Source organism: Hymenobacter montanus (assembly GCF_014699115.1).
Classification (GTDB): domain Bacteria; phylum Bacteroidota; class Bacteroidia; order Cytophagales; family Hymenobacteraceae; genus Hymenobacter; species Hymenobacter montanus.
Genome location: NZ_JACXAD010000002.1, coordinates 96,987 through 123,019 on the forward strand (window position 1 = coordinate 96,987; position 26,033 = coordinate 123,019).

Below are 26,033 nucleotides of genomic sequence, written 5' to 3' on the forward strand. Positions count from 1 at the left end.
GCCGACGCACGCCAGCCCTACAATTTACCCTGCCTATATGGGTCTGACGACAGGATCTTAGAAGTAGAGCCCGTGAAAACCGAAGCCGGTACGTCCGTTGTATTCCAGCGCGGGGGCGGGCAGGTGGAAAATGCTGAGGGTGTAAAATACTTTTTTCAGCAAGGCGCTGCGGGTGGGAATGCGGCGCAAATCCACGTCCAGCGACAAGTAAAACTGGCGGTAGGGCCGCAGCCCGGCCGCGGCGTTGGTGCCGTCGTCGTTGTACACCATGTCTTCGCCGCCGTAGCCCACGGCCGGTTGCAGCCAGCGGGGCCAGCGGTTGCCGGGCTTGAGAAAAGCGCCCACGTCGGTGCAGAGCCAGTACGTCTGCCCGTTGTAGTCTTTAAGCCAGCGTTCGGGCGCGGTCCGGCCCAGCACGTTGGGGCGCTGTTGTGCGTAATCGGTAAGGTGAAACGACCACTTGGGCATGATGCGCACGTCGTGCCAGGCCAGCTGCTGCACCAGCAGCGCCGTGGAGCCCAGAAAATTCGCCGCTAAGTCGGTAGCCGAAGCCCCGTAGTTTGGGTCCTGGCCATCGAGAAGCTCTATCGGGCTCTGGACGACGAAGCCCACGAAGGAACCATACCAGATGGCTTTTTGCTCGCTCAGGCCGGCCCAGCGCAGCATGTCGACGGCCCCGCGGCTCTCCTGAAACGCCCCCCAGAAATGGCCGCACTTGTCGAGCTGCTGCCACTCGGGCAGATCATTGAACCAGTGCAGGGGTACCCGCTCGCCGGTGTACCAAGCCGTACTCAGGCCCGTATAGATGGCCCCGTAGCCCAGGGCCGAACCGCCCACCAGCCAGCGCAGACGGCGTTTTTGCTGCGCCGTAGAATCGGGCCGCAGCGCGGATCGGGCGCTGCGGTCCGTGGCCCGGTCGGGTTCGGTGGACGCTTGGGCTCGGCTGTTGAGGGGCGCGGCCAGAATAACTACCGCCGTTATCCTTGTTAAATTCCAGTGCCGCAGCAAAATAAAAAATCGGAAAACAGACTTCATGCGGGCCGAAATGGACGGCAAAGATACGCTGGACGGTGTGGGTTGAAGGAAGTAGTACTGTATATTGCAAGTCTATTGCCAGCCGAACGGCGTCCGTGACCGCTGACGCTGCTGCTCTTCTTCTCTCTTACTATCAACTCCTTATTCAATGCAAAAATTTCGACGCTTAATCCTGGTACTGCTGACGCTGCTAACTTGGACGGCCCAAGCGCAAGTAGTGACTACGCAGCCCGTTTTCTTCACCGAAAATACCCCCGTCACCATCACTTTTGACGCGCGGCTGGGCAATGCTGCCCTAAGGGATTTTACCGGCGACGTCTATATCTGGACCGGCACGGTGACTAACCTGAGTGCTACCAACACTACCTGGCGGTACGTGAAGAGCCCCGTATTTGGGCAGGCCGACCCGGCCGCGCTGATGACCCGCGACGGCGCCAATCCCAACCTGTACCGCATCACCTTCACCCCCCGGACGTTCTACCCCGTGCCCGCCAACGAAACCATCCTGCGGTTGGGCATGATTTTCAAAAACGCCAATGGTTCTATCGTGGGCCGCGCGGCCGGCGGGGCCGACATCTTCGTGGATGTAGCCTCGGCTGGACTCGCGGCCCGGATTACCAACCCGGCTCCGAACGCGGACGGCAACCCGTTGTTCGTCAACCTCAACGACAATATTAACGTCACGGGGGTGGGCTCGGTGGCGTCGACCCTCACGTTTCGCCTCAATGGGACGCAGGTGGCCCAGCAGGCCAATGTTACCACCCTCACTACTGCGGTAACCATTGCTCAAGTCGGGCGTAACGTGGTGCGCTTCACCGCCGATAATGGCGTCATGAGTGCCTCCGACTCTCTCATCTTCGTGGTGCGCCCGGCGGTGGTTACGGCCCCTTTGCCAGCCGGCGCCAAGGATGGAATTACCTACCTCGCCGGGGGCACGTCGGTGATTCTGAACTTAACGGCGCCTAACAAGCAGTTTATCTACGTGCTGGGCGAGTTTAACAACTGGCAGACCGACAACGGCAGCTACATGAACCGCACGCCTGACGGCACCCGCTGGTGGGTGCAGATTAACGGCCTCACCCCGGGCCGCGAGTACGCTTATCAGTACCTGGTTGATGGTACTCTACGCGTGGCAGACCCATATTCGGAAAAGATTCTGCAAGCCAATGACGATGCGTTCATCCCCAGCATTACCTACCCCAACTTAAAGCCTTACCCGGTGGGCAAGACTACCGGCAACGTGGCGGTGCTGCAAACCAACCAGACCCCATTCCAGTGGCAAACGACTGCTTTTACCCGGCCCAATCGCAGCGACATGGTGATTTATGAGTTGCACCTGCGCGACTTCGTGGCCCGCCACGACTACCAAACCCTGCGCGACACGCTTAACTACCTGCAGCGCCTGGGCGTGAATACCATCGAGCTGATGCCCATTAACGAGTTCGAGGGCAACGAGAGCTGGGGCTACAACCCGTCTTTTTATTTCGCGCCCGACAAATACTACGGCACCAAGGACGAGCTGAAGCGCCTTATCGACGAGTGCCACCGGCGCGGCATCGCCGTGGTGCTCGACATGGTGCTCAACCACTCGTTCGGCCAGTCGCCCATGGTGCAGTTGTATTTCCAGAACGGCAAGCCCGCCCCCAACAGCCCTTGGTTTAACGTCGACGCTACCCACCCGTTCAACGTGGGCTACGACTTCAACCACGAAAGCGCGTTTACCAAATATTTCTCGAAGCGGGTCATGGAGTTCTGGCTGCGGGAATACCGCATCGACGGGTACCGGTTCGACTTGTCCAAGGGCTTCACCCAGCGTAATACTTCTGATGTAGGGGCCTGGAGCGCTTACGACCAGTCGCGCATCGACATTTGGAAGGATTATTATGACTTCATGAAAACCGTTGATGCTAATGTGTACTGCATTTTAGAGCACTTCGCCGATAACGCGGAGGAAAAGGTCCTGGCTGACTACGGCATGATGCTGTGGGGCAACCAGAACTACAACTACAACCAAGCTACCATGGGCTATGTGGATGGCTCGGACTTTAGCGGCGGCTACTACAGAGCGCGTAACTGGCTTAACCCCAACCTGGTGACTTACATGGAAAGCCACGATGAGGAGCGCCTCATGTATAAAAATCTCACCTTTGGCAACCAGACCAACCCCGTGTACAACGTGCGCGACCTCAACACGGCCCTGGCCCGCAACGAAGCCGCCGCCGCGTTCTTCTTCACCGTGCCGGGACCCAAAATGATTTGGCAGTTCGGCGAATTAGGCTACGATATCAGCATCGAGCAGAATGGCCGGGTGGGTAACAAGCCCATTCTCTGGAACTACTACAACAACGTGAATCGCCGCAACCTCTACAACGTGTACCGCAACCTGATCAACCTGAAGAAGACGCAGCCCGTGTTCAGAACCGGTACGTATACGCAGCAGCTGAGCGGCCTCACCAAGTCTATACACCTCAGCGATCCGAGCCTGAATGTCACCATCATCGGTAATTTTGGCGTCACGGCGGCCACCATCAACCCGGCTTTCCAAAGCACCGGCAGGTGGTACAACTACTTGAGGGACCAAAGCATCATGGTAACTAACCCCAACGAGCTTATTTTGCTGCAACCCGGCGAGTATGCCGTGTACACCGACCGCCGGGTGGAGCGGGTCGTAGTATTAGGAGCCCGCGCCGGGCAGCAGGCCGCCAGCGCCTTGCACTTGCGCGTGGCCCCTAACCCTGCCCGCGGCACCGCCACCGTGGAGTACGAGTTGCCCGTTACCGGGTCCGTGCAGCTAACGGTGCGCAACGTATTGGGTCAAAGTGTGCTGGTGCTCCCCGCGGTGCGTGAAGCGCTCGGGATGCATACCCGCGAACTCCCGCTAAGCAAGCTCGCGCCCGGTGTGTACATCGTGCAGCTGCGAGCTGAGAACCAGCAGCAGAACCTCCGGCTGGTAGTAGAATAAACAAGCCCGGAGGTAGCACAAAAAGGCCCGCCTAATAATTTAGGCGGGCCTTTTTGTGCTACCTCCGGGCTTTCGGATTAGCCCTCCTCGTGGTATTTTACTAAGTCATCAATGGGTGACCGGATAATTTTGCCGACCTCCATGCCGTAGCTGCGGGCCACTTGCGTCAGTACGTCGCGGAAATTGTAGCCCACCGACCCCACGCAATTGAATGAATACTCCTGGAAGCGGGGGTAGTGCCGCACCAGGTTCTGGAAGAACGCCTCAAAGCCTTCCAAAACGATGGTGCGGCAGTAGCCAACGTTGTTATGATCGTAGGCGAACTTGGCAAAGCTGGCCAGGAAGCGGTTGGGGAGGGGTTGATTATAAAGCCGATCCAAGATGTCGTTGCGGGAGCCCAGCGAGTAGGTCTCGCGAAACACGTCCTGGAGCCCATCGGGCAGCAGCCCGCGCAGGTAGTCGCGCAGCAGCCGCTTGCCGAAGAACGACCCCGACCCTTCATCGCCCAGGAAATAACCGAGCGAATCCACGTTGTAAGTGATTTTCGCGCCGTCGTACAGGCACGAGTTGGTACCGGTCCCCAGAATAGCGGCAAAGCCGGCCTGGCGCCCCAGCAGGGCGCGGGCCGCCGCCAATAAGTCTTCGGTTACGTGCGCCTTGGCCTGCGGAAACTGCTGGCGCAGGGCCGCCGCGATTATTTCCGCCTTCGACGCCGAGGACACGCCCGCCCCGTAAAAGTACACGTCGCTCACCTGCTCCCGCGGTAAGGTGGCGGGCAGGTTCTGGGCCAGCGACGCCGCGATGGCCTCGGTGTTCATAAAGTCGGGGTTGTACCCTTCGGTGTTGAAGTACACGCGCTGGTGAGCATCGTCGAGCTGGCACCAGTTGCATTTCGTGGAGCCGCCGTCGGCAATTAGAATCATAAGGATAGGATTGGTTGAGAGTAAGGACGAAAGTAGTAAATAGCCGAGTAATCGGGCGCAGTGCTAAATGCTGATCCAGCGGAAAAATAATTTTCCGACAATCTGAATTTTACAGATTATAATGATGATTCTTAGAGAATTTTGGCTGATGGGGGTAATTTGCTCGCTTTTTCTGATACGGATTTGCTGGTTCGGACAAAGTCACCATATTTGTACTATTACATTCACCCATTCCCCTTTAGGTTACATGAAAAAACTACTTACTATAACAGCGCTTTCTCTACTGTCGGCCGCTGCCCTGAATGCTAATGCTCAGGTTACGCTCGACGGCCAGGTATTGCCCGCGGAAGGCTACGTTCAGCTTGGGATGTATTCTGGCCCCCACGGGTTTGGCGACCACGGTTTAGTGAAGCTCTACGTGCGCAATACGGCGACCAAGTATTACATCGCCCTGACCGGTGCGCTGGAGCAGAACGGGAATTCCTTTCAAATATACCTGAACCAGCCCCGCAAAACTGGGGTCGCAGCAAATACCACCTTGCCGGTGAGCAGCCTGACGGGTACTTCTTTTGAGATCAACGACCCCAAGATGGACTTTGAGGTCGACTATGGCTTTGGGGTGAAAGGCGGTGCTACCGTCTCGGCTAGCAGCATTATCGACTATACCCGTGTCGCAGGTGGTTTGGCTACTGACCAGGTCACTGGCGACCTGCCCATAACGGGTACGGCCCTCGCGGTTCCGGCCTCTACGACGGGCGGGTTGCAGTTAACCCGCATGGCATTTAAGAACGTGTTCTTTCTGGTGGGCCCGGTTCCTGCCACGCCACTACACACGGGGATAGAAGGCTGGGAGATCGAGCTTGACAAAGCCTCGATGAACATCCTGCCGGGTGATGTATTGCAGCTCTTTGCTGTTCAGAGCAACCAGAAAGGTGATTACTATTCCACTGACGCTATTCCGGAAGTAACCGGCAATACCAGCAATTTAGGGGCTAGCCCCAACTTCGTAACCCTGCCCGGTACGCAGTTCGTGAGTACCACGGTAGTAACCAGTGTCCGGAATGCGCAGGATGCCGCTAAGCTAAACCTACAGGTAGCCCCCAACCCAATGAGCGATGCCGCTAAAATCCATTACACGGTAGCCGACCGCGCTTCGGATGTGGAGATTTCACTCAAAAATTTGCTCGGTCAGGAAGTTCGCCAATTCAACGTGGGCCGGCAGGCTGTAGGCCAGCACGAACTAAGCCTCGCAGGGGCTAAACTCGCCGCCGGTACTTATGTACTAAAAGTACAGGCCGGTAACTATATAGCTACTCAGAAGGTAGTGGTTGAGTAAGTTATCTCGGGATTCCCAAGAAAAAAGGCCTGTATTTACAGGCCTTTTTTCTTGGGAATCCCGACGAACTGTATGTGATAGCCGTAGCTGTGCTGTATTCCTAGAGGCGTAGCTAAACACTGAGCTACATTGCCCACGCCTTGTGAGTTGGTGCAAATATGACTGCTCAGATGTTGGGCAGTGCAGAATACAGTTTTTATACCGTTGGTGACAAAGTTGGTGTATTGGCTGCGGACAGTAAATCAGTCTCTTCTTGGACTCTTTGACCTGATGGTGATGGAATAAATATACCGCTTAAATAATCTTGGTCCACCTCAATCCGCGACACGCCAAACCTATCTCTGGGTGCTACCGTCTGAAAAAAGTAAAATGAGAGCTTTAAAACTTACGTTTGCGATAGTCATATTGTTCTTTATCAGCTCTTGCAATGTGAGCGAAGAAGACATTATAGGCATTTACACGATGAAAGGCCTTAGTAATAATGTGGACACCCTCAGAATATTACCTGGTGGGAAGTACACGAGAGTGCTTTATTCAAAAATGGGCAAACGTCTATTATTTCATAATTCTAATAAATGGAAATGTGCTGCAGATAGGATAATATTATATGAATATCTTATGGACGAAGATGAAAAACATATGCCCCAGGAAATTCTTGGTGTGGGCACAGTTGCGGCTTTTTTACCAATAAAGAGAAGGTTTAACAAAATAGTTATCTACTATCGAAATGGGGGTGACGATAGCTCTTATTATGAAAAAGAGTAGGTTACGGTTTTTCGATAAAATGAGATAGCGTAGGTGTAATTCAAAACTACGCGCTTGGGTTACCATTTAGGCTTTCCTCTTTTCTGGCGCTCGCCGCGCGGTACGACGAGTTAAGCGCCATTGATATCGATCAGAAGCCGGCTTTCTATGCCCTGGAAGTGAAGTTCGACTGATTGTAGCTGGTGTTAGGGCGTTCGGTGCTAGAACAGATCCTGGGCCAGCTAATAAGGAAAAAACGTTGTTTAGACCCAGTGCTGGGTTTGCGTTATGTTCCTACTAAGAGAACCCCATACGGCCTTCTGTACGGGATGCTTAAAGTAATCCTGACGGTGCTACATTAGCTATGGATGGCTTTACGAGCCGTTATGCTTGCCTTAGGGCATAAAAAAACGCCGGATACCCTCCGGCGTTTTTTTATGCCCTAAGGCAACTAGTAAGCCAAACTGATTAGTTAGCCGTGAAAGGCGTCAGGACCACGGGGCCTGTTTGACCCCGGCGTGCCTGAGCAGCATTTTCTTTGCGGATGTTAACGGTAATATCCGTGATGGTTTCGTTGGCTTGCAGGCCGACCCCTGTGAACAGTCGCCGCGGAATGAGCCGGAACGTATAGATGCCTGGGCTTGTGTTTCTCATCTTGTAGGTGTCGACCGAGACGTCTACTGTGTTCACACTGGTTGCCGTCCGGTACACGGTTTCAACACCAGCCGCGTTCTTGGCGCGGGCTTCCAGGTAGATGAATAGGTTGCCCGTATACAGAACTTGAGGGGTTGCCGACGCATCTACGTACTTAAGCGCATCTACCGTCTCCTTGGATTGGTTATACTTGATAGTCACCACGTCGGCTTCACTGAAATTGGAGGGGAAGGTTTCGACGCGCTTGGCAATGTATTCCAAGGGCTTTACAGGCAGCGTGAAGTCAGCCGTCTGCTTGGTGCCGTCTTGGTTCTTAACCAGGAAACCAAAGGCGGTGACAGCCCCTGCCGGCTTGGCAAAAAAATCAACGGAAGAGCTTACCGTAAAGGACCATTTATTGGGGTTAGTGGGGTCCTGGGTCATTCTAGCCGCCGGGAGAGAAGAGTTGAAGTTCGGGCCATTGGTAATGGCATCGCCGCCACCGCCGGGAATAAACGCCCAGATATAGAGCGGGCTAATGCCTTCAACTGGGGTGCCCGTCACGTCAACCGTAATAACTACTCGGTCCTTGGCCGTGAATACGGTTGGCCGGGTCGTGACAACCCCCTGCGCCAAAACCACCTGGGTACAGGTCAGCAGGAGAAATAAAAGAAAGAAGTAGCGCTTCATGGAAATGCTGGTCAAGGGTGGAGATTATTTGCGTACGAAGTTCAACTCGTAAGTCACCAGAGTCTTAGGCCCATTGCGGCGCAATAGCTTCAAGCCGAGTCTGTTATCTGCGGCCCGATACGATTGCCCATACTGCAGGGTGTCGCGGCGGCCATTGGCCTGGGAAATAATGATTTTACGGGGCCCTTTCGAATCGTCGAACTTCCAGGTACCATTGGCCAGGAAAACGGGGGCGTTGCCGGGGTTCGTAACCACGAAGTTAGACGGCTCATTACCATTGGCCTGAAACGAGAACACGACCTGGTTGAAAGGATAGTCACTCGTCAGGTCCATCCGCTGCACCTCGGCCGGGTAGTTATTGTCGACGGCATCGTTGTCGACCTGAACCACTTGCGTGAGCTGAAAATCACCGATGGTGCCTTCGGCGGTGGCAAAAGCTTGGCCGATTTCCCCAAATTTCTCTTCGGGCTGGCAAGAAGCCGCGCCAAGCAAGGCGAGGGCCCCTAAAAATGGAAAAAATTTCTTATTCATTTGATTGCTGTTTAACGGTGCTACGCACAAGAGGAAAAACGACCAACGCGTTCACCGGAAGCCACTCAACTTACGGCAAACCAGGTTGTCTTAATTCTGTACGATGTCTGGATTTGCTTGAACTTCAATGTCCGGGATTTTCAGCAGCATCCGGGAGTCGTTGTAGGGCAGGCCCCGGATATTCTGCTTAAGACGGCGCAATTCATGGAACCGGTCATTTTCCGTGAACAGCTCAATGCGGCGCTCATCCTGAATGGCCGTGAGCAACGCGGCCTGGCTCGTGGTGATAGCATCAACGGGCACGTCGGCCAGGGTGCGCAGGATGTTGTAATCGGCGCGAACTTCGGCGGGCACGAAAGCGCCCTTCCGCACGGCCGATTCGGCACGGGTCAAGTGCATTTCTGCCAGGCGGATGACTGGAATATTAATGGGGTTTCCTCCCTGGTACTTGAGCGAGAAGGGCAGCGTAGAGGCTGGCCGGCTCACCAGCAGCAAATCGCGGCGGCCGCCCTGGTTGCGCAGCAAGTCGCTCAAGGAAGCGCTAAGCGGCAGGGTGACCGACTCAGAATTGGTATTGAAGAAATTGTTCCGGGCGATGTCGCTCACATCGTTCGTCGGGGTACCAACCGCTTGGAAGATAACGGGCGTGCCGTTGGGGCTGGTGTCGCCAGCCTGTCGGAAGGGAATGGTTACGGCCGTCGGGTTGGAAGAAGAGCCGAGGTTGAAGCCACCATTCCTGATAACATCATCCGAATAAGTAAAGGCGTTGGTGTAATCCTCCTTGTTGAAATACACCCGGGCCAGGTAAGCCTTGGCGGCCCATTTAGTGGCTCGATTGCCGTTATTGGACGGCAGAGCAGCCTCCGCCGCTTTCAGGTCGTCGATAACCTGATTATAGATAACCCCTACCGGACTGCGAGGAGTCCGATCAGCAGCCTGCTCCGTGGTAACGGAAGTAATGCGAAGCGGAATACCCGGCTCCGTGCCAGCATTGCTTGTGTAAGGCTTAGCAAACAGCCGTACCAACTCGAAATGGGCCACGGCCCGCACGAACAACGCTTCGGCTTTGAGCCGGGTTTTCACGTTTTGGTCGGCGGCAAACGTATTCTGATCAATGGCCGCGATAACCGTATTGGCCCGGGCAATAGCCGTGTAGCCCTTGTTCCAGAGGTCGCGGCCCTGCGAGTTAAACAGGCTGAAGCCGCGGGTGGTAAACTGGGCACCGGCTCCGCCACCAGCCGTCACCCGGCTCAGGTCGATGTTATCGCCGTATTCCTCGCTGGTGCGTATTACCTCGCCACCGAGAAATTTAGTGTCACATAATTGGGCGTAGGCGCCCACCAGCACCGATTCGACGTTGCTGGCGCTTTTCAGAAATTCAATGTCGGGCTGGCTGTTGGTTGACTTCAGGTCCAGGAAGTCTTTGCAGCCCGTGAGCAGGCCCGTACTAAGGCCCAGGGCCAGCAGAAATATTTTTTTCATAAGAAAGTCAGTCGGAAGTCAGACAAAGGAAAACTTATAAGCTTAGGTTCACACCCGCCGTTACGACGCGTTGCTGCGGCGTGGGCAGGTAAGGCGCCCCGAAGGAAGTATTGCCCTGGCCGTTGCTGAAGTTGTAGCGCACTACCTCGGGGTCCCAGCCGGCGTATTTGGTGAACACAAACAGGTTCTGGCCGCTCACGAAAATGCGGGCCGAGGCGATGTGGGCCGCCCCAGAGATGGCCGCCGGCAGGGTGTACCCGATAGAGGCAGTGCGCACGCGCAGGAACGACGCATCGTAGAGGTAGCGCGAGGAGTTACTCTGATCGGCGCGGCCGCCCTCTATTAGTGATACGCGGGGGACTTCGGTGATGTCGCCCGGCTTCTGCCAGCGGTTGAGCACCTCGCGGCGCTGGTTCCAGGAGCCGAGCCGGCCACCTTGCTGGTATTTAGCGCCGTCATCGTAGATCTGGTTACCCTGCGAGAAGGTGAGCAGCACGCTGAAGTCAAAGCCTTTGTAGCCAAAGATGTTTTCCAGGCCGCCCGTGTAGTTGGGGAACGGATGGCCAATGGCCACGCGGTTAACATCCTGGCTAGCCGCCGTGAGCTTAATTTTCTCGCCCGTGTTTTTGTCGTAAATCAGTTCGTCGCCCGTTGCGGGATCCACCCCGGCGTAGCGGGGTATGTAAGAAATGCCAATGGGCTGGCCCTGAATAATTCGGGTATCGCCTTCGCCCTGGCCAAAAAAGTCGGGGCTGTCGAAGCCGCCGTTATTGGTCACGATGTTCGAGTTGTGAGCAATATTGAAGCTGGTCGTCCAAGTAAGAGGGCCCACCAGGTTTTTAGAAGTCACGTCGAACTCAATACCGCGGTTGCGAACCACCACGCCGGAGTTGATAAACACGTTCAGAACTTCATTGCTGGGGTTGAAACCCGCGGCCGAAGCCTGGACCTTGCGGCTCAGCAGGAGGTCGGAGCTGGTTTTCTGGTACACGGCAATGGTACCCGAAATGCGGCCTTGCAGGAAGCCATAATCCAGGCCTAGATCCACGGCGCGGTTTTTCTCCCACGACAGGTCGGGGTTTTCCAACACACTACGGCCGCTGGCGGGCTGGCCGATGTAGTTGCCCGTCTGCTGGTAGCGTCCCAGGTACTGAAAACTCGGGATGTTGGCATTGCCGGTGATACCGAAGCTGGAGTGCAGCTTCAGGAAGCTAACAACCGACAGATTCTCCATGAAGGACTCTTCGCTGATAATCCAGCCGGCCGACGCGCCGGGGAAAAAGCCATAGCGGTTGTTCGGGCCGAACAGGGATGAGCCGTCGATACGGGCGCTGGCTTCCAGCAGATAGCGGTTTTTAAATACGTAGTTCACCCGGCCCAGGTAGGAAAGGAAGGTGTAGTAGTCACGGCTACTGGTGCCCGTAACCGGCTGGCCGCCGCCGGCCGGGGCGCCGGGCGCGAAGGCCAGGTTGTTGAGGCCTTGCGTGAAGTATGGGTTCACGAAGCCCACGGCCGAGCCCGAAGCGCTGGCGGCCAGATCATGGTTGTTGAATTTCTGCGCGTTGAACCCGAGCAGCACTTTCAACTGGTTTTCCTCGTTTAGCGACTTCTCGTAAGTGAGCAGGTTGTTGCTGTTGTAGTTGAAGCGGTTCGACTGGCGTTCGCTGGTGGTCCCCAGCCCGATACGGGGCAGGTTGTTGCCGCTGGCGTCGACGCCGGTAAAGTAGCGGTTGACCGGCGACTCGTAGCGGCGCTCCAATTGGTTGAACAGGTCCAGCCCCAGCTCCGAGCGGAAGGTCAAGCCCTTTACGATTTTATACTGGGCGTAGAGATTGGCTAGCGTACGCAGGCCCTTCGACACGTAAGTATTTTCGCGCTGGGCCACGATGTTGGTGCCAGTGTTGCCGAATTGTGTACCGAAGAAGGTGCCGTCGGGGTTATAAACCGGGAAAATGGGTAGTGCCGAGGACTGGGCGGTGCCAATACCGCCGTTGAAGGAGGTCGGCACTTGGTCGTTATCCACGTAGTTCAGGTTGATTTGGGTGCCCAGGTCCAGCTTTTCGTTGGCACTGTGGTCGAGGTTGATGCGGCCGCTGAGCCGCAGAAAATCATTGCCTTTCAGGATACCTTTTTCCTGGCGGTAGCCCGTGCCCACGAAGAAGCGGGTTTTCTCGTTGCCCCCCGAAGCCGATACCGAGGCATCGTTCACGGAGCCGGTGCGCAGGGCCTCGTCAACCCAGTTCGTGTTGACGCCAGCCACCGAATTAGGGGTAAACCCAATGCCATTGACGGAAACGGTTTCGTTCGGGCCCAGTGGCGCCAAGCCGTCGTTTACCCGTGCTTCGTTGTAAAGTTGCAGCCACTCCTGGGCGTTGAGGAGGGGGAGCTTGCGGGTGGCCTCGCTCACCCCGGTGTAATAGCTCACGTTAAACGTGGTTTTACCGGTCTTGCCGCGCTTGGTGGTTACGAGCACCACCCCGTTGGCGCCGCGCGAACCATACAGGGCAGTCGCCGAAGCGTCTTTCAACACCGAAATCGATTCGATATCGTTGGGGTTGATGGCTGCTAAGGGGTTCAGGTTGTTGGCTTTTACGCTGTTGCGACTAAAGTCCTGGTCGCTGATGTCGGAGTTATCGACGGGTACGCCGTCGATAACATACAGCGGCTCGCCCGAAGCGGTAATAGAAGCTGTGCCGCGCACCCGGATGCGAACGGCCGAGCCGGCGGCGGCATTCGATTGCACCACTTGCAAGCCCGCAGCGCGGCCTTGTAATGCGGCGTCGAAGCTCGGCACCGAGTTGTTCGCGATGCGGTCGGCTTTGACGGTGGATATCGAGCCGGTTACCTCCCGGCGTTCCTGCGTGCCGTAGGCCACGACAACCGCTTCGGACAGTTGAGTCGTGTTTTCAATCAAGCTGGTTGATATCTCCACGTTTTGACCGGCCACCACGGTCACCGGAAGGCGGACCGTGTTGTAGCCCACAAATGAAAAAACCAGGGTTCTCGCCCCGGCCGGTACATTCTGAATGCTATAAGTACCGTCTACATTAGACGAGCTACCCAGCGTAGTACCATCGATAAGCACAGTAGCACCGGGAATGCCCTCCTTCTTACCGTCGGTTACCCGGCCGCTAACGGAGCCGGTTTGCGCAAAGGCCCCTGAGGGGAAGCCAAAGGCCGCGAACAGTAGCAGAAACAATAATTTCGCTAGATAGTGATGTTTCATGGAAAACAAAATGGGGTGAGAGGTGAGGGTAGTGCGAAAAAGTTAAAAATGCGCAAAAAAGCGGCTGCAATATACCGAAAGAACCGGCATTAAAGCCAGATGTTGTCGGGCTTTTAAAGTACTAAAAGCCTAACCCAGAACTGACCTTCACTAAGGAGTTATTCTACGGTTGTTTAGAGCTTAAACCAGGGATATTTGCCAGGTATGATAGTGAATGGTAGTAGTATATATTGAACAATAAAAACCTGTAAGAGTGAAAAAAATCTAGCTCTTTCTGGCCGCGGATGAGCAACGGACTCGGTGCTAAAACTGGTCGTAAATTATAAATTATGAGTATAAAGAACTATCAAATACTGCCGTCTTGCGCTTGTGATGGGTATGGCGCACCAGATTAGCCGCGGGTAGTTAGCAGAGAGGGGAGTGCCTCAGGGTAAGATAACTACATGTGTTAGGATCAGTAACCCCTCGAATGAGTTGCGAGGTTGTAGTTGTAAAGGAATAACTGACAGTCCTTGCCGCTTATTGGTCCCAAGCCCCGGGTAGGGCCTGCTATCCCGACGGTAAGCCAGGGCTTTATTTTCCCGGCGGCCTTTCCAGCCGTGACCTTGACCGGAAAGGCCGCCAAATGCTTCTACAGGGCCGCTGGCAAGGGTAATACGGTTGCTCCGCCGGCGTGAATGCACCTTGCGGAGCCAATATTTGCTCGCTACTTTTGGCTTTTCTCTAGGAAATGAAAAAGACCTTACTACTCGTTATCGTGCTACTGGCCGCTACCTTGGCCAGTGCCGTAGCTCAGTCCCGGCCCAGCCCTCGCAAACTTACTCCGACGGGCCGCGGTAACTCGGCGCCAACGGGTAAAGGGAGCCCGAAGCCGCCACCGGAGTACACGCCCATTACTACCGTGCCGACCAGCAGCGAGCCCGAAGGCCCCAAGGCGCCGTCGTATGTGGGAAAAGTCAAGCTGAAGAAACCGGTTTTGGTGTACTACCAGGAGCCCGAGCCGGGCAAGTCGGTGCAGCAACTCGTTATGGCCGAGGAAAACCTGCGCCTCCTCAAAATCCTGAATCTCGAACAGCTTATGGAGCGGCGGGAGGTGTTTGTCGACGGCTTGGGTAACTTCCCCTTGCCAGGCACCGACGCTTCCAAGTACCGCCTGCTAGGCACCAGCCTCGTGGCAGAAGAAACGCGCCGCCCCGCCGGCGACGGCCGCTGCTTCTACTCGCGGCTGAAGGTGCCGTCGCCGGGGCTGCTTTACGTCGTGCTCGAACCGGCCGAAGAATACCGGCACTTTGTGAAAGGCCCCCAGAAAAAAGGAGCGGCGCTTAATTTTCAAGCCAATGGGTTGCCCGGAATCGATTCGGTGCGAGCCGCGTACACCTTGCGCAAATTAAGCGCGGCGGAGCGTGACGCCGGCACCGGCGAAACTATTCGCTGAGTACGCGCCCGATGAACGCCGTGAATCGCCTCTTGCTGTTGGTTCTGCTAACCGGGGGAGCGGCCCGGCCGGCGGGGGCGCAAACTGTACTCAGCATTACTCGAGTTCCGCCTAACACCCCCGCCGCAGATACCATTTTTGTGGCGGGATCTTTTAATGGTTGGAACCCGCACAGCGCCGCGTACGCCCTGACCAGGAACCCCGACGGCACCTACCACATCAGCCTGCCTGCCGGCTTAGGAGCCATTGAGTACAAGTTCACGCGGGGCAGTTGGGCAAAGGTGGAAGCCGGACCCGACAAGCAGCCCATAGGCAACCGCCAAGCCGACCTGCGACAAGCAGCGGCGGTTACGCACGAAATAGCAGGCTGGGCTGAACCCGGTGCCCCCGCGCTCAGAAAGCCCACGGCCAGCCCGCGGGTACACGTTATCAGCGAGTCCTTTCGCCTGCCGCAGCTCGGCCGCACGCGGCGGGTGTGGGTGTATTTGCCCGCCGATTATGGCCAAAATCCCCAGCAGCGCTACCCGGTGCTGTACATGCACGACGGCCAGAACGTATTTGACGAGGCCACCAGCTTCGGCGGCGAGTGGGGCGTCGACGAAACCCTCGACCACCTTCCGGGTGCTGGTCGGAGCCCGGTTCCCAGCATCGTAGTCGCCGTGGACCACGGCAACCAATACCGCGCCGATGAATACATCCCCTGGCGCAACGCAGAGCTGAAAGCCGGCGGGCAAGGGGGCGCGTACGTCGACTTTCTGGCGCTCACCCTTAAGCCCTACATCGATGCGCACTACCGTACCAAGCCCGATGCCGCGCACACGGGCCTGGCCGGCTCCAGCCTGGGCGGCCTGATATCGGTGTACGCGGCCTTGAAATACCCGCGGGTGTATGGCCGCATCGGGGTCTTCTCGCCCGCCTTTTGGGTGTGCAACGATTCGTTGAAGGTGTTTGCCAAAACCCACCCGGCGGCCCCAACTGCCCGGTTCTACTTCGTGTGCGGGCCCAAGGAATCGGAAACCATGCTGCCCTTGATGGCGGCCTGGCGCGCGGAACTGCGGGCCCAGGGGGTACCCGCGCCCAACATATCGTTTCACGCCCCGGCGGATGGGCAGCACCGCGAATGGTTTTGGCAACGTGAATTCCCGGCCGCGTACCAGTTTCTATTTGGGGCAGCAGCCCAAGAGACTCGTCGGGCGGCCAGAGCCAAGTAATAGAGAGCGTCTCGACGCATTAAAAACTAGCTGATGCCTGCCACGCCTCCCGGTGGGAGCGTCAAACCGCTTAATTCCGTTCCCCTAAAATTGTTGTTACCAAAAGTAGCCGTGCTCAAATCGGTGGATGTCAGCAGGGCAAAGCTAAAGTCAACGCCCGTAAAGTCTGTTCCCTGGCACGTCATCCACCTCAGCCACCCTCCTCTCATATTGGCGTCGGTACAGATCGCCCCCGACAGGTCGGCCCCCACCAAACTAACGCCCTGCAGATTGCACTCGCGAAGGAGGGTATGACATAACCTGGCATCATCTAAGTTGGCCCGGCTCAGATTTAAACCAGACAAATCCACGTGGCTCAAATCCGCACCAGCTAAATCAATACTCGCCCCGAGAGTGCCGTCGTCCTCCGTACCAACCGTGTTAATAAGTGCTTCTATCTCTGCTCTGGTGAATTTTTTCATTTATGATCATTACGTTAGCAGGCTCGCAGTAAAAATATGAATCTCTTGCCGGAATTTTAAAGATGATGCTATATCTTTGCGGGGCGTTCTCATCCAACGCTTTTCTGTAATGGCTTCTCTTCGTACTTCGCAGGCTTGGTGGTGGCAGCTCCGAAAATTCGGACCGGACTGTCTGTGCGCCTGGTGAAGTCACCCTTGATTTTACCTTTGAACACGAAAGCCCGGCCGCTCGCCGGGCTTTTTGCATTTTATCCCTGGCTGCGCCGTCGGCTTTGCCTTATTGCTTATTCCTCGCTCCCGTGTCTTACCACCTCACCACCCGCCACCGCCGCTTGCTCGCCGACACCGTTACGCCCGTGGGCTTGTACCTGCGCCTGCGCGACCAATACGCCAACTGCCTGCTGCTGGAAAGTGCCGACTACCACGGCCAGCAAAACGCCTTCAGCTACCTGGTATGCGAGCCGCTGGGCACGTTTGAGCTGCGGCGCGGGGGCGAACTGCGGCAGTCGTTTCCCGATGGGCGCCGTACCCAGGCTCAGCTGAGCGCCCCGCGCCAAGCCCTGGAAGAGCTGCGGCAGTTCGCTGCCGCTTTCGTGCCCGACGAGGCCGCCGCGAAAATGCCTTTCATCAGCACCGGCCTGTTTGGCTACCTGGGCTACGAAGCCGTGCAGAGCTTTGAGGACGTAACTTTTGACGCAGCCAAGGTCCCCGCCGGCGACGTGCCGCTCATCCGCTACGGCGTGTACCGCTACGTAATTGCCTTCAACCACTTCCGGCAGGAGCTGTACCTGTTTGAACACGGTGTAACCGGGCAAGCCGCCGAAACCGACGGCCTCGACCGTCTCGAAAACCTGGTGCGCAACCCCAGCGTGCCGACGTTTCAGTTTGCCACGGTAGGAGAGGAGATCAGCAACCAGACCGACGCCGAGTTCCGGGCGCGTCTGGCCCAGGGCCAGGCCCACTGCCGACGCGGCGATGTGTTTCAGATTGTGCTCTCACGGCGTTTTGAGCAAGGTTTTACGGGGGATGAATTCAACGTGTACCGGGCGCTGCGGTCCATCAACCCCTCGCCGTACTTGTTTTACTTTGATTACGGCGACTACAAAATCTTCGGCTCCTCGCCCGAGGCCCAGGTGCTGGTGCAGGGCCGCGAAGCCAGTCTCTACCCCATAGCCGGCACCTACCGCCGCACGGGCGACGACGCGGCCGATGCCGCCGCCGCCCAGCGCCTGGCCGCCGACCCCAAGGAAAACGCCGAGCACGTGATGCTGGTGGACCTGGCCCGCAACGACCTGGCCCGCCACGGCACCCAGGTCCGGGTGCGCACGCTGCGCGAAATTCAGTTTTACTCGCATGTCATCCACCTCGTGAGCCACGTGACGGCGGAGCTTGATGCCGGCACCGATACCCTGCAAGTGGTCGCCGACACTTTCCCGGCGGGCACGTTGTCGGGTGCGCCCAAGCACCGGGCGCTGCAGCTTATCGACGGCCTGGAGCCCACCGCCCGGGGCTACTACGGCGGTTGCATCGGGCACCTGGGCTTCGACGGCAACTTCAACCACGCCATCATGATTCGCTCCTTTTTGAGTACTGGTAACCAGCTGTACTTCCAGGCCGGCGCCGGGGTGGTAGCGGCTTCCAATGTGCAGTCGGAGCTGGAGGAAGTGCACCACAAGCTGGGCGCGCTGCGGGAGGCCCTGCGGGCGGCCACGAGTGTTGGTTAGAGTGTTTGGTCTACTGCTCATAGTTAAGCGTTAAACCCAATGAAAATTCTCGTTCTCGATAACTACGATTCCTTCACCTATAACTTGGTGCACCTGCTGCGCGAGCTCGGCCACGGCGCCGGCCTCGCCGTGATCCGCAACGACCAGCTGCCGCTCGAGGCCGTGGCCGCTTACGATGCGGTTCTGCTGTCACCGGGCCCGGGCATTCCGGCCGAAGCGGGCCTGATGCCGCAAATCATCGAGCAATACGCGCCCACCAAGCGCATTCTGGGCGTGTGCCTGGGCCATCAGGGCCTGGCCGAAAGCTTCGGCGCCACGCTCTACAACCTGCCCGCGGTGCTGCACGGGGTGGCCAACGAAGCCGAGGTAACGGTGCCCGGGGAGCGCTTGTTCGCGGGCTTGCCGCCCCGGTTTCAGGTAGGCCGCTACCACTCCTGGGCGGTGCGGCCCGAAACCATGCCCGCCGAGCTGGAAACCACGGCGCGGGATGCCACCGGCGAGGTACTGGCTTTTCGCCACCGGCAGTTCGACGTGCGGGGCGTGCAGTTTCATCCCGAAAGTATTCTTACCGAGCACGGGGCCAAAATGCTGGAAAATTGGTTGATGTAGCGCGGAGCCTTTGCACCCGGCAGGACGAAGTCGCTCGAGTGTTGCAAACCCCCTGAATTACAGTTGTTCTTATGATACGGAGTGAAGGCTCCGCGCTACCCCTCGATGTTGAAACAGATTCTCACCAAGCTTTTTGACCACCAGCCCCTGACGCACGCCGAGGCCCACGCTGCCATGCGCCAGCTGGGCGAGGGGGGAGCCAACCCGGCCGAAACGGCGGCTTTTTTGGCCGTGTACCGCATGCGGCCCATCACCGTGGCGGAGTTGGCCGGCTTCCGGCAGGCCCTGCTCGACTTGAGCCGCGACCCGGCGCTGGGCACCACCGAGGTGCTCGACATCGTGGGTACCGGCGGCGACGGTAAAAACACGCTCAACATTTCCACCCTGGCGTGCTTCGTGGTGGCCGGGGCGGGGGTGCGCGTGGCCAAGCACGGCAACTTCGGGGTGTCGTCGGTGTCGGGTGCCTCCAACGTGCTCGCCCATTTCGGCTACGACTTTGAGGCGAGCTCCGACCAGCTGCGGCGGCAGCTCGACCGGGCGGGCATCTGCTTTTTGCACGCCCCGGCTTTCCACCCGGCCATGCGCCACGCCGGGCCCGTGCGCCGCGAGTTAGGCCTGCGCACGTTCTTCAACATCCTGGGCCCGCTGGTGAATCCGGCCCGGCCGGGGTTCCAACTGCTGGGGGTATTCAACCTCGAACTGCAGCGCATCTACCACTACCTGATGCAGCCCACCGGCATCCGCTACGCGGTGGTGCACGCCCTGGACGGCTACGACGAGCTGGCCCTCACCGGGCCGGCCAAGGTGGTTTCTTCGTTTGAGGGGGAACGCCTGCTGACGGCTGAAACGCTGGGCCTCGCCACCTGCGCCGCCGCCGACCTGGCCGGGGGCAGCACGGTAGCGGCGGCCGCCGGGCTGTTCAAGCAAATATTGGACGGCACCAGCACTCCCGCCCAGCGCAACGTGGTGACGGCCAACGCCGCCCTGGCCCTGCAGTGTGCCCGTCCGGGCCTGGGGTGGGACGAAGCCCTGGCTCGCAGCCGCGAATCCCTGGATTCGGGCGCGGCGAAGCGGGCCTTCGAAACCATGCTGCAACTACCCTGAATGAGGAAGGGCCCACGAGAAATAGGCCCCGGCCTGGGCCTGGTCATCGGCCCCGCCTTTCTCAGCTTCTGCCAAACCGCTCATCCTTTACCGCTTATTCCTGTTCCTCATGTCCACCATTCTCCAAACCATCATCGCGCACAAGCGGAAAGAGGTGGCCGCCCGCCGCGAGCTGGTACCCGTCAAGCTGCTGGAGAGCAGTTTGTACTTTAAGTCGCAGCCGCTGTCGTTGCGGCAGTACCTGCTGCGCCCGCACGGCAGCGGCCTCATTGCCGAGTTCAAGCGCAAGTCGCCCTCGAAAGGGTGGATTAATCAGTACGCCCCGGTGGAGCGCACCACGTTGGGCTATATGCAAGCCGGCGCCGCAGCCCTGTCCATCCTTACCGATACCGAGTTTTTCGGGGGCAAAAACGAAGACTTAACCACGGCGCGCCGCTTTAATTTCTGCCCCATCCTGCGCAAGGATTTCGTGGTGGATGAGTACCAGATTCTCGAAGCGAAAAGCGTGGGAGCCGATGCCGTGCTACTCATCGCCGCCGTGCTCACGCCGGAGGAAATCGGCGTACTGGGCCGTCTGGCCCGGTCGCTGGGCTTGGAAGTGCTGCTGGAAGTGCACAACGCGGCCGAGCTGGCCCGCTCCGTCCAGGTGGAGGCTGTGGACCTGGTGGGGGTGAACAACCGCAACCTGCACGATTTCAGCTGGAGCCTGGACACTTCTCTGGAGCTGGCGGCAGCTATTCCAAGTGATCTGGTGAAGGTTTCGGAAAGCGGCATCTCTACGGCGGCGACTATTAAGCAACTGCGCGAAGCCGGCTACCGGGGCTTTCTGCTCGGCGAGGCCTTCATGCGCCACGCCCGGCCCGAGCGCGCCTGCGCGGCCCTGGTGCAGGAAATTGCCGCCTTATCCAAAACGGCCGTCGTGGCCTGATGCTGCCCGTGAAAACGTCCCGCCCCTTACCCGTTGAAGTTGCCCTAGCGGCCGGCTGGCCCGGCGCGGGCGGCCCGCCGGCGCGGCTGCTCGTGAAAGTATGCGGCATGCGCGACGCTGGGGCTTTGGCCGGCGTGGCCGCCCTGGCGCCCGATTTTCTGGGCTTCATCTTCGCGGCGGCTTCGCCCCGCTTTGTGGGCGAGGCGCTGGCTCCCGAGCTGGTGCAAAAGCTGCCGCCAACGATCGGGAAGGTGGGCGTCTTCGTCAATGAAACCACCGGCAACATGCTGACCACCGCTCAACGCTTCGGCCTGGGTGCCGTGCAACTGCACGGCCAGGAAACCCCGGCGCAGTGCGAAGAACTAAGCGCGGCCGGTCTGCTGGTGATGAAGGCTTTCGCGGTGGGCAACGCCGTGGATTTCGTGGCCTTGCAGCCTTACGTGCCGCATTGCGGCTTCTTCCTCTTCGATACCAAAGGCTTAGCCCCCGGCGGCAATGGGGCGATTTTCGACTGGAATTTGTTGAAGCGCTACCACCTGCCCGTGCCCTATTTCCTGGCCGGGGGCCTGGGCCCGGAGCATGCCGCCGAGCTGGCGGCCCTGCGCCTGCCGGGCCTGGCCGGCGTCGATTTGAACAGCGGCTTTGAAACCGCGCCGGGAGTGAAAGATGTGGGAAAAGTAAGGCAGCTGCTGGCGGTCCTGCGGCCCCCGGTAAACCCATAAAAAGAACGTCCGGCCGAGCTGAGCTACCCCGCCGTCGGCATTAGGTACTAACTATCAAGTAATCATAACTTATGACTCCATCTTCTTATCAGCAACCTACGGCCCGCGGCTACTACGGCGAATTTGGGGGGGCCTTCATCCCCGAAATGCTCTACCCCAACGTGGAGGAGCTGCGCACCAGCTACCTGGACATCCTGGCTGACCCCGATTTCCAACTCGACTTGCAGCACCTGCTGCGCGACTACGTGGGCCGGCCCACGCCCTTGTTCGAGGCCCGGCGCTTGTCGGAGCGCTATGGAGCCCGCATCTTTCTGAAGCGCGAGGACCTTTGCCACACCGGCGCTCACAAGATTAACAACACGGTCGGACAGATTTTGCTGGCCCAGCGGCTGGGCAAGAAGCGCATCATCGCCGAAACCGGGGCCGGCCAGCACGGGGTGGCCACGGCCACGGTGTGCGCCCTGGTGGGCTTGCCGTGCGTGGTGTACATGGGCGCCACCGACATCGAGCGCCAAAGCCCCAACGTGGCCCGCATGCGCCTGCTCGGGGCCGAAGTGCGGGCCGTGACCAGCGGCAGCCAAACCCTGAAAGATGCCACCAACGAAGCCATCCGCGACTGGATTGCCAACCCCGTGGATACGCACTACATCATCGGCTCGGTGGTGGGGCCGCACCCGTATCCGGACCTGGTAGCGCGGCTACAGGCCGTTATCAGCGCAGAAATGCGGGCCCAACTGCTGGAGAAAACCGGTTCTGAGCTGCCCCATTTTGTGGTGGCCTGCGTGGGTGGCGGCTCCAACGCGGCGGGGGCGTTCTATCATTTCCTCGACGAGCCGTCGGTGCGACTCATTGCCGTGGAGGCCGCCGGGCACGGTATTGCCTCCGGACATTCGGCGGCCACGTCGGTGCTGGGCACGCCGGGCATCATCCACGGCAGCCGCACGCTGCTGATGCAGGACGAGCACGGCCAGATTACCGAGCCGTACTCGCTGAGCGCCGGGCTCGATTATCCGGGCATCGGGCCCTTGCACGCTCACTTGGGGGCGTCGGGGCGGGCTGAGTTTATTGCTATTACCGATGAGGAGGCGCTGCAAGCGGTAAGCGAACTCAGCCGGTTGGAAGGCATTATTCCGGCGCTGGAAACGGCCCACGCTTTGGCGGCGCTGGGGCAGCTGGGGGCTGGTTGCGACGACGTGGTGGTGGTGAATCTCTCTGGGCGGGGGGATAAGGACTTGGAAACCTATTTGAAGAACTTGGATAAGCTGGTTTGATTTTTTTTCACCGCAGAGGACGCAGAGGGTTTCGCAGAAGGGACGCAGAAGAACGTCCTCTGCGTCCCTTCTGCGAAACCCTCTGCGCCTTCTGCGGTGAAAAAACCATAAAAAACATGAACAACCGAATCAAAAACGCCTTCGCCAGCAAGCAAAACCTGCTCAACGTGTACTTCACCGCCGGCTACCCCCGCCTGCCCGACACCCTACCGCTCGCCAAAGCACTAGTCGAAGCCGGGGCCGACATCCTCGAAATCGGCATGCCGTTCTCCGACCCCCTGGCCGATGGCCCGGTTATTCAGCGTAGCAGCTCAGCAGCTCTAGCCAATGGCATGAACCTACCCGTGCTTTTCGAGCAACTGCGCGAGCTGCGCGCCGTGGTGCCCGAAACCCCGGTGCTGCTCATGGGCTACCTTAACCCTGTGCTGCAATTCGGCGTGGAAGCCTTTCTGCGGCAAGCGGCAGCCGTGGGAGTCGACGGCCTGATTCTGCCCGATCTGCCGCTGGATGAGTACGAGGAAAGGTACCACCCGCTATTCCAGCAATACGGGTTGAAAGCCGTATTCCTCGTCACCCCCCAAACCTCGGAAGCCCGAATTCGCCGGCTCGATGCGTTATCAGATGCTTTTCTCTACCTGGTATCGGGCCCCGGCACCACCGGCGGCACCACGCTGCCCGATGCGGAGGCGCAGCAGCAGTACTTTGAGCGCATTGCGGCCCTGAACCTGAAAAACCCGCGGCTCATCGGCTTTGGCATTGCCGATAAAATGGGTTTCGACCGCGCCTGTGAGCACGCCGAGGGGGCCATTATCGGCTCCGCCCTCATCCGGGCGCTGCAAGACGCCGAAGATGCGCCGGCTACCGCGGCCCGGTTTGTCCGGGGCATCAAGAGTCCGGTAGCCCGCTCAGTCTGATAAGCTTTTAGCCGAACAGCGAGCCTTTGGCCGACGGTCTTGCACCGGAGCCCAGCCTTTTATCCCTACTTCTAGCGCAATCCCTTACCTCCGTGATAATTCAACTTGAAAAAGCAGCCGTGGTGCCGGTCATTACCGAGCACCTGAAGCAACAGGGCTACAAAACCACCGAAGTCACCACCCAGCATGCCCACTACCTGGTGGCCATTGGGAAGAAGGACCTCGACATCCGCACCATCGGCCAGCTGCCCGGCGTGCGCGACGTGCACCACGTGTCCGACGACTATAAGCTGGTGAGCCGCAAATGGCGCGTGCAGCCCACCGTGCTCGACCTGGGCGACGGCGTGACCATCGGGGAAGGCACGCTGGCACTGTGCGCCGGCCCGTGCAGCATCGAGAGCGAGGCCCAGATGGAAAAGGTGATGGCCCACCTCACGGACCACGGCGTGCGCCTGATGCGCGGCGGCGTGTTTAAGCCCCGCTCGTCGCCCTACTCATTCCGCGGCCTGGGCATGGAGGGGCTGAAGCTATTCCATGGTATGGCCCAGGCGCGCGGCATCAAGATCGTGACCGAGGTTATGCAAGTGTCGCAGGTGGAGGAGATGCACGACTACGTCGACGTGTTCCAGGTGGGCGCGCGCAACACCCAGAACTTCAACTTGCTCGACGCCTTGGGCAGCGTCGACAAGCCCGTGCTGCTCAAGCGCGGCATTTCCGGCACCATTGAGGAGCTGCTGTCGTCGGCCGAGTACGTATTCTCGGGTGGCAACGAAAAGCTGATTCTGTGCGAGCGGGGCATCCGCACGTTCGAAACGGCCAGCCGCAACACCCTGGATTTGAACGCCGTGCCCATCCTCAAGGAAAAAAGCCACTTGCCCGTTATCGTGGACCCCTCGCACGGCATCGGCTTGCGCGACTACGTGCCGCCCATGGCCCTGGCCGCCGTGCTCGCCGGGGCCGACGGCATCGTGTATGAGACGCACGAAACGCCCGAAACAGCAGCTTCGGATGGCCAGCAGACCCTGAATTTCGACGAATCGGCCAGGTTGATTCGGAACCTGCGGCGGGTGTTTGCGCTGCGTGGGGAGCTGGAGTAGCCCGCTCTAACCGCGGAGCTTCATGATTTTTTAATCGGGCAGATGCTTGGTTATTCGGAAGCAATTCCTAAATTCGTCCCACTCATGCGCTCCCAATTCGTCAATTGTGTCAATACCCTAATTACTTGCCCCAAATCGGGCAAGCCTGGGCTGCAATTGGCGTTAAGGAAGAACAAGGCATGAAGCCCCCTCTTCACTAGCAACCTTCAAAGGCCCGAATCCACCAGGATGTCGGGCCTTTTTTTTGCCCTATTACGATGTTTACTAAGCTCGACCCTGCGAACGCTACAGGCCAGGACCACTTGATTTGGAAGATTCTGTTTGACCGCCAAACCGCGCTGCTGCACCGGCGGGCGGCTCCGGCCTTCAGCCAGGCCCTGGCTCGGTTGGGATTCCGTCGGGAAGCCATCCCGGACATTGACGAGCTGAGCGCCAACGTGTCGAAATACAGCGGGTGGCAATTGGCGCCCGTCGGCCGGCCGTTCGAGCCCGCCGCGTTTTTTGCCCGGCTGGCCGAGCGTCAGTTTCCGGTTGTGACCCGCATCCGGCCCATGCGGGCGTTCGACTTCAGCCCCGAGCCCGACTTGTTTCATGATTTGTTTGGGCACGTGCCCATGCTGCTCGACGAAGGACTGGCTAATTTTCTGCACGCGCTGGGCCAGGCCTACCAGGCGCAGCCAGTGGGCTCAGCAGCCCGGGAACAGTTGTGGGCACTGTATTTCTTCACTGCCGAGTTTGGCCTGGTGCAGCACGAAGGCCAGCCGCGCTTGTACGGCGCGGGCCTGCTTTCCTCAGCCGGCGAAATACACCACTGCGTGAACGAGAACACTCCCCGGCCGGTATTCGACCTGGCTACGGTGCTGCACACGCCGGTAACGGGCACGCGCTACCAAAACCAGTATTTCATGCTGCCCGCCTGGGAGCAGCTGACGGATTGCGTGGCCGAGCTGGCCGGCTTGCTGGCCGTCGCGTAAGGCGACGTAAGCGGGCTTGCT

At 58.6% G+C, this 26,033-nt stretch carries 21 protein-coding genes; 14 read left to right on the forward strand and 7 right to left on the reverse strand.

All coding sequences use genetic code 11. The features are described from left to right. Nucleotides 1–57: 57 nt before the first annotated feature. Nucleotides 58–1,035, reverse strand: a complete 978-nt coding sequence (locus IC235_RS02155) for a DUF2279 domain-containing protein (protein WP_191003523.1) — start codon at nucleotides 1,033–1,035, stop codon at nucleotides 58–60. Nucleotides 1,036–1,183: 148 nt separating this feature from the next. On the opposite strand from IC235_RS02155, the gene IC235_RS02160 reads away from it, so the two are divergent. Continuing rightward, complete coding sequence (locus tag IC235_RS02160; RefSeq protein ID WP_191003524.1) at nucleotides 1,184–3,997, forward strand: DUF4961 domain-containing protein; 2,814 nt, start codon at nucleotides 1,184–1,186, stop codon at nucleotides 3,995–3,997. Nucleotides 3,998–4,074: 77 nt separating this feature from the next. On the opposite strand, the gene IC235_RS02165 is transcribed toward IC235_RS02160, so the two are convergent. Further along, nucleotides 4,075–4,920, reverse strand: coding sequence for an N-acetylglucosamine kinase (locus IC235_RS02165; RefSeq protein WP_191003525.1), 846 nt, complete (start codon nucleotides 4,918–4,920; stop codon nucleotides 4,075–4,077). 247 nt (nucleotides 4,921–5,167) lie between these two features. Between IC235_RS02165 and IC235_RS02170 the strand changes: the two genes are divergently transcribed. Both IC235_RS02170 and IC235_RS02175 read left to right on the forward strand, forming a co-directional pair. Next, entirely contained in the window at nucleotides 5,168–6,256 is a 1,089-nt protein-coding gene (locus tag IC235_RS02170) for a T9SS type A sorting domain-containing protein (RefSeq protein WP_191003526.1), read from the forward strand. 429 nt (nucleotides 6,257–6,685) lie between these two features. Next, complete coding sequence (locus IC235_RS02175) at nucleotides 6,686–7,021, forward strand: hypothetical protein (protein ID WP_191003527.1); 336 nt, start codon at nucleotides 6,686–6,688, stop codon at nucleotides 7,019–7,021. Nucleotides 7,022–7,468: 447 nt separating this feature from the next. On the opposite strand, the gene IC235_RS02180 is transcribed toward IC235_RS02175, so the two are convergent. The 4 genes from IC235_RS02180 to IC235_RS02195 all read right to left on the reverse strand — a co-directional run bounded on the left by IC235_RS02180 (nucleotide 7,469) and on the right by IC235_RS02195 (nucleotide 13,562). Beyond that, entirely contained in the window at nucleotides 7,469–8,323 is an 855-nt protein-coding gene (locus IC235_RS02180; protein ID WP_191003528.1) for a hypothetical protein, read from the reverse strand. 24 nt (nucleotides 8,324–8,347) lie between these two features. After that, nucleotides 8,348–8,854, reverse strand: a complete 507-nt coding sequence (locus IC235_RS02185; RefSeq protein WP_191003529.1) for a DUF5004 domain-containing protein — start codon at nucleotides 8,852–8,854, stop codon at nucleotides 8,348–8,350. Between the two features lie 90 nt (nucleotides 8,855–8,944). Then, nucleotides 8,945–10,336: a RagB/SusD family nutrient uptake outer membrane protein gene (locus IC235_RS02190; protein WP_191003530.1), complete on the reverse strand. Its 1,392-nt coding sequence runs from the start codon at nucleotides 10,334–10,336 to the stop codon at nucleotides 8,945–8,947. A 34-nt stretch (nucleotides 10,337–10,370) separates the two neighbouring features. Continuing rightward, nucleotides 10,371–13,562, reverse strand: coding sequence for a SusC/RagA family TonB-linked outer membrane protein (locus IC235_RS02195; protein WP_191003531.1), 3,192 nt, complete (start codon nucleotides 13,560–13,562; stop codon nucleotides 10,371–10,373). A 730-nt stretch (nucleotides 13,563–14,292) separates the two neighbouring features. Here IC235_RS02195 and IC235_RS02200 point away from each other — a divergent pair. Further along, the gene (locus IC235_RS02200; protein WP_191003532.1) at nucleotides 14,293–14,997 is read left to right on the forward strand and encodes a hypothetical protein; all 705 of its coding nucleotides are present in this window, start codon (nucleotides 14,293–14,295) and stop codon (nucleotides 14,995–14,997) included. 20 nt (nucleotides 14,998–15,017) lie between these two features. Next, entirely contained in the window at nucleotides 15,018–16,208 is a 1,191-nt protein-coding gene (locus IC235_RS02205; protein ID WP_191003533.1) for an alpha/beta hydrolase-fold protein, read from the forward strand. Between the two features lie 26 nt (nucleotides 16,209–16,234). Here IC235_RS02205 and IC235_RS02210 read toward each other — a convergent pair whose 3' ends face one another. Further along, the gene (locus tag IC235_RS02210; protein ID WP_191003534.1) at nucleotides 16,235–16,669 is read right to left on the reverse strand and encodes a pentapeptide repeat-containing protein; all 435 of its coding nucleotides are present in this window, start codon (nucleotides 16,667–16,669) and stop codon (nucleotides 16,235–16,237) included. Between the two features lie 299 nt (nucleotides 16,670–16,968). On the opposite strand from IC235_RS02210, the gene IC235_RS02215 reads away from it, so the two are divergent. The 9 genes from IC235_RS02215 to IC235_RS02255 all read left to right on the forward strand — a co-directional run bounded on the left by IC235_RS02215 (nucleotide 16,969) and on the right by IC235_RS02255 (nucleotide 26,012). Beyond that, complete coding sequence (locus IC235_RS02215; RefSeq protein WP_191003535.1) at nucleotides 16,969–18,393, forward strand: anthranilate synthase component I family protein; 1,425 nt, start codon at nucleotides 16,969–16,971, stop codon at nucleotides 18,391–18,393. A 39-nt stretch (nucleotides 18,394–18,432) separates the two neighbouring features. Further along, nucleotides 18,433–19,002: an anthranilate synthase component II gene (locus IC235_RS02220; RefSeq protein ID WP_191003536.1), complete on the forward strand. Its 570-nt coding sequence runs from the start codon at nucleotides 18,433–18,435 to the stop codon at nucleotides 19,000–19,002. Between the two features lie 105 nt (nucleotides 19,003–19,107). Next, on the forward strand, nucleotides 19,108–20,106 hold the full coding sequence (gene trpD, locus IC235_RS02225) for an anthranilate phosphoribosyltransferase (RefSeq protein ID WP_317173515.1): 999 nt from the start codon (nucleotides 19,108–19,110) through the stop codon (nucleotides 20,104–20,106). 109 nt (nucleotides 20,107–20,215) lie between these two features. After that, nucleotides 20,216–21,034, forward strand: coding sequence for an indole-3-glycerol phosphate synthase TrpC (gene trpC / locus IC235_RS02230; protein WP_191003537.1), 819 nt, complete (start codon nucleotides 20,216–20,218; stop codon nucleotides 21,032–21,034). Between the two features lie 8 nt (nucleotides 21,035–21,042). Next, on the forward strand, nucleotides 21,043–21,756 hold the full coding sequence (locus tag IC235_RS02235; RefSeq protein WP_317173516.1) for a phosphoribosylanthranilate isomerase: 714 nt from the start codon (nucleotides 21,043–21,045) through the stop codon (nucleotides 21,754–21,756). Nucleotides 21,757–21,827: 71 nt separating this feature from the next. Continuing rightward, nucleotides 21,828–23,027: a tryptophan synthase subunit beta gene (gene trpB / locus IC235_RS02240; RefSeq protein ID WP_191003538.1), complete on the forward strand. Its 1,200-nt coding sequence runs from the start codon at nucleotides 21,828–21,830 to the stop codon at nucleotides 23,025–23,027. Nucleotides 23,028–23,143: 116 nt separating this feature from the next. Next, nucleotides 23,144–23,941, forward strand: a complete 798-nt coding sequence (trpA, locus tag IC235_RS02245) for a tryptophan synthase subunit alpha (RefSeq protein WP_191003539.1) — start codon at nucleotides 23,144–23,146, stop codon at nucleotides 23,939–23,941. Nucleotides 23,942–24,033: 92 nt separating this feature from the next. Next, the gene (gene aroF, locus IC235_RS02250; protein WP_191003540.1) at nucleotides 24,034–25,038 is read left to right on the forward strand and encodes a 3-deoxy-7-phosphoheptulonate synthase; all 1,005 of its coding nucleotides are present in this window, start codon (nucleotides 24,034–24,036) and stop codon (nucleotides 25,036–25,038) included. Nucleotides 25,039–25,295: 257 nt separating this feature from the next. Then, nucleotides 25,296–26,012, forward strand: a complete 717-nt coding sequence (locus IC235_RS02255) for a phenylalanine-4-hydroxylase (protein ID WP_191003541.1) — start codon at nucleotides 25,296–25,298, stop codon at nucleotides 26,010–26,012. Nucleotides 26,013–26,033 lie beyond the last annotated feature (21 nt).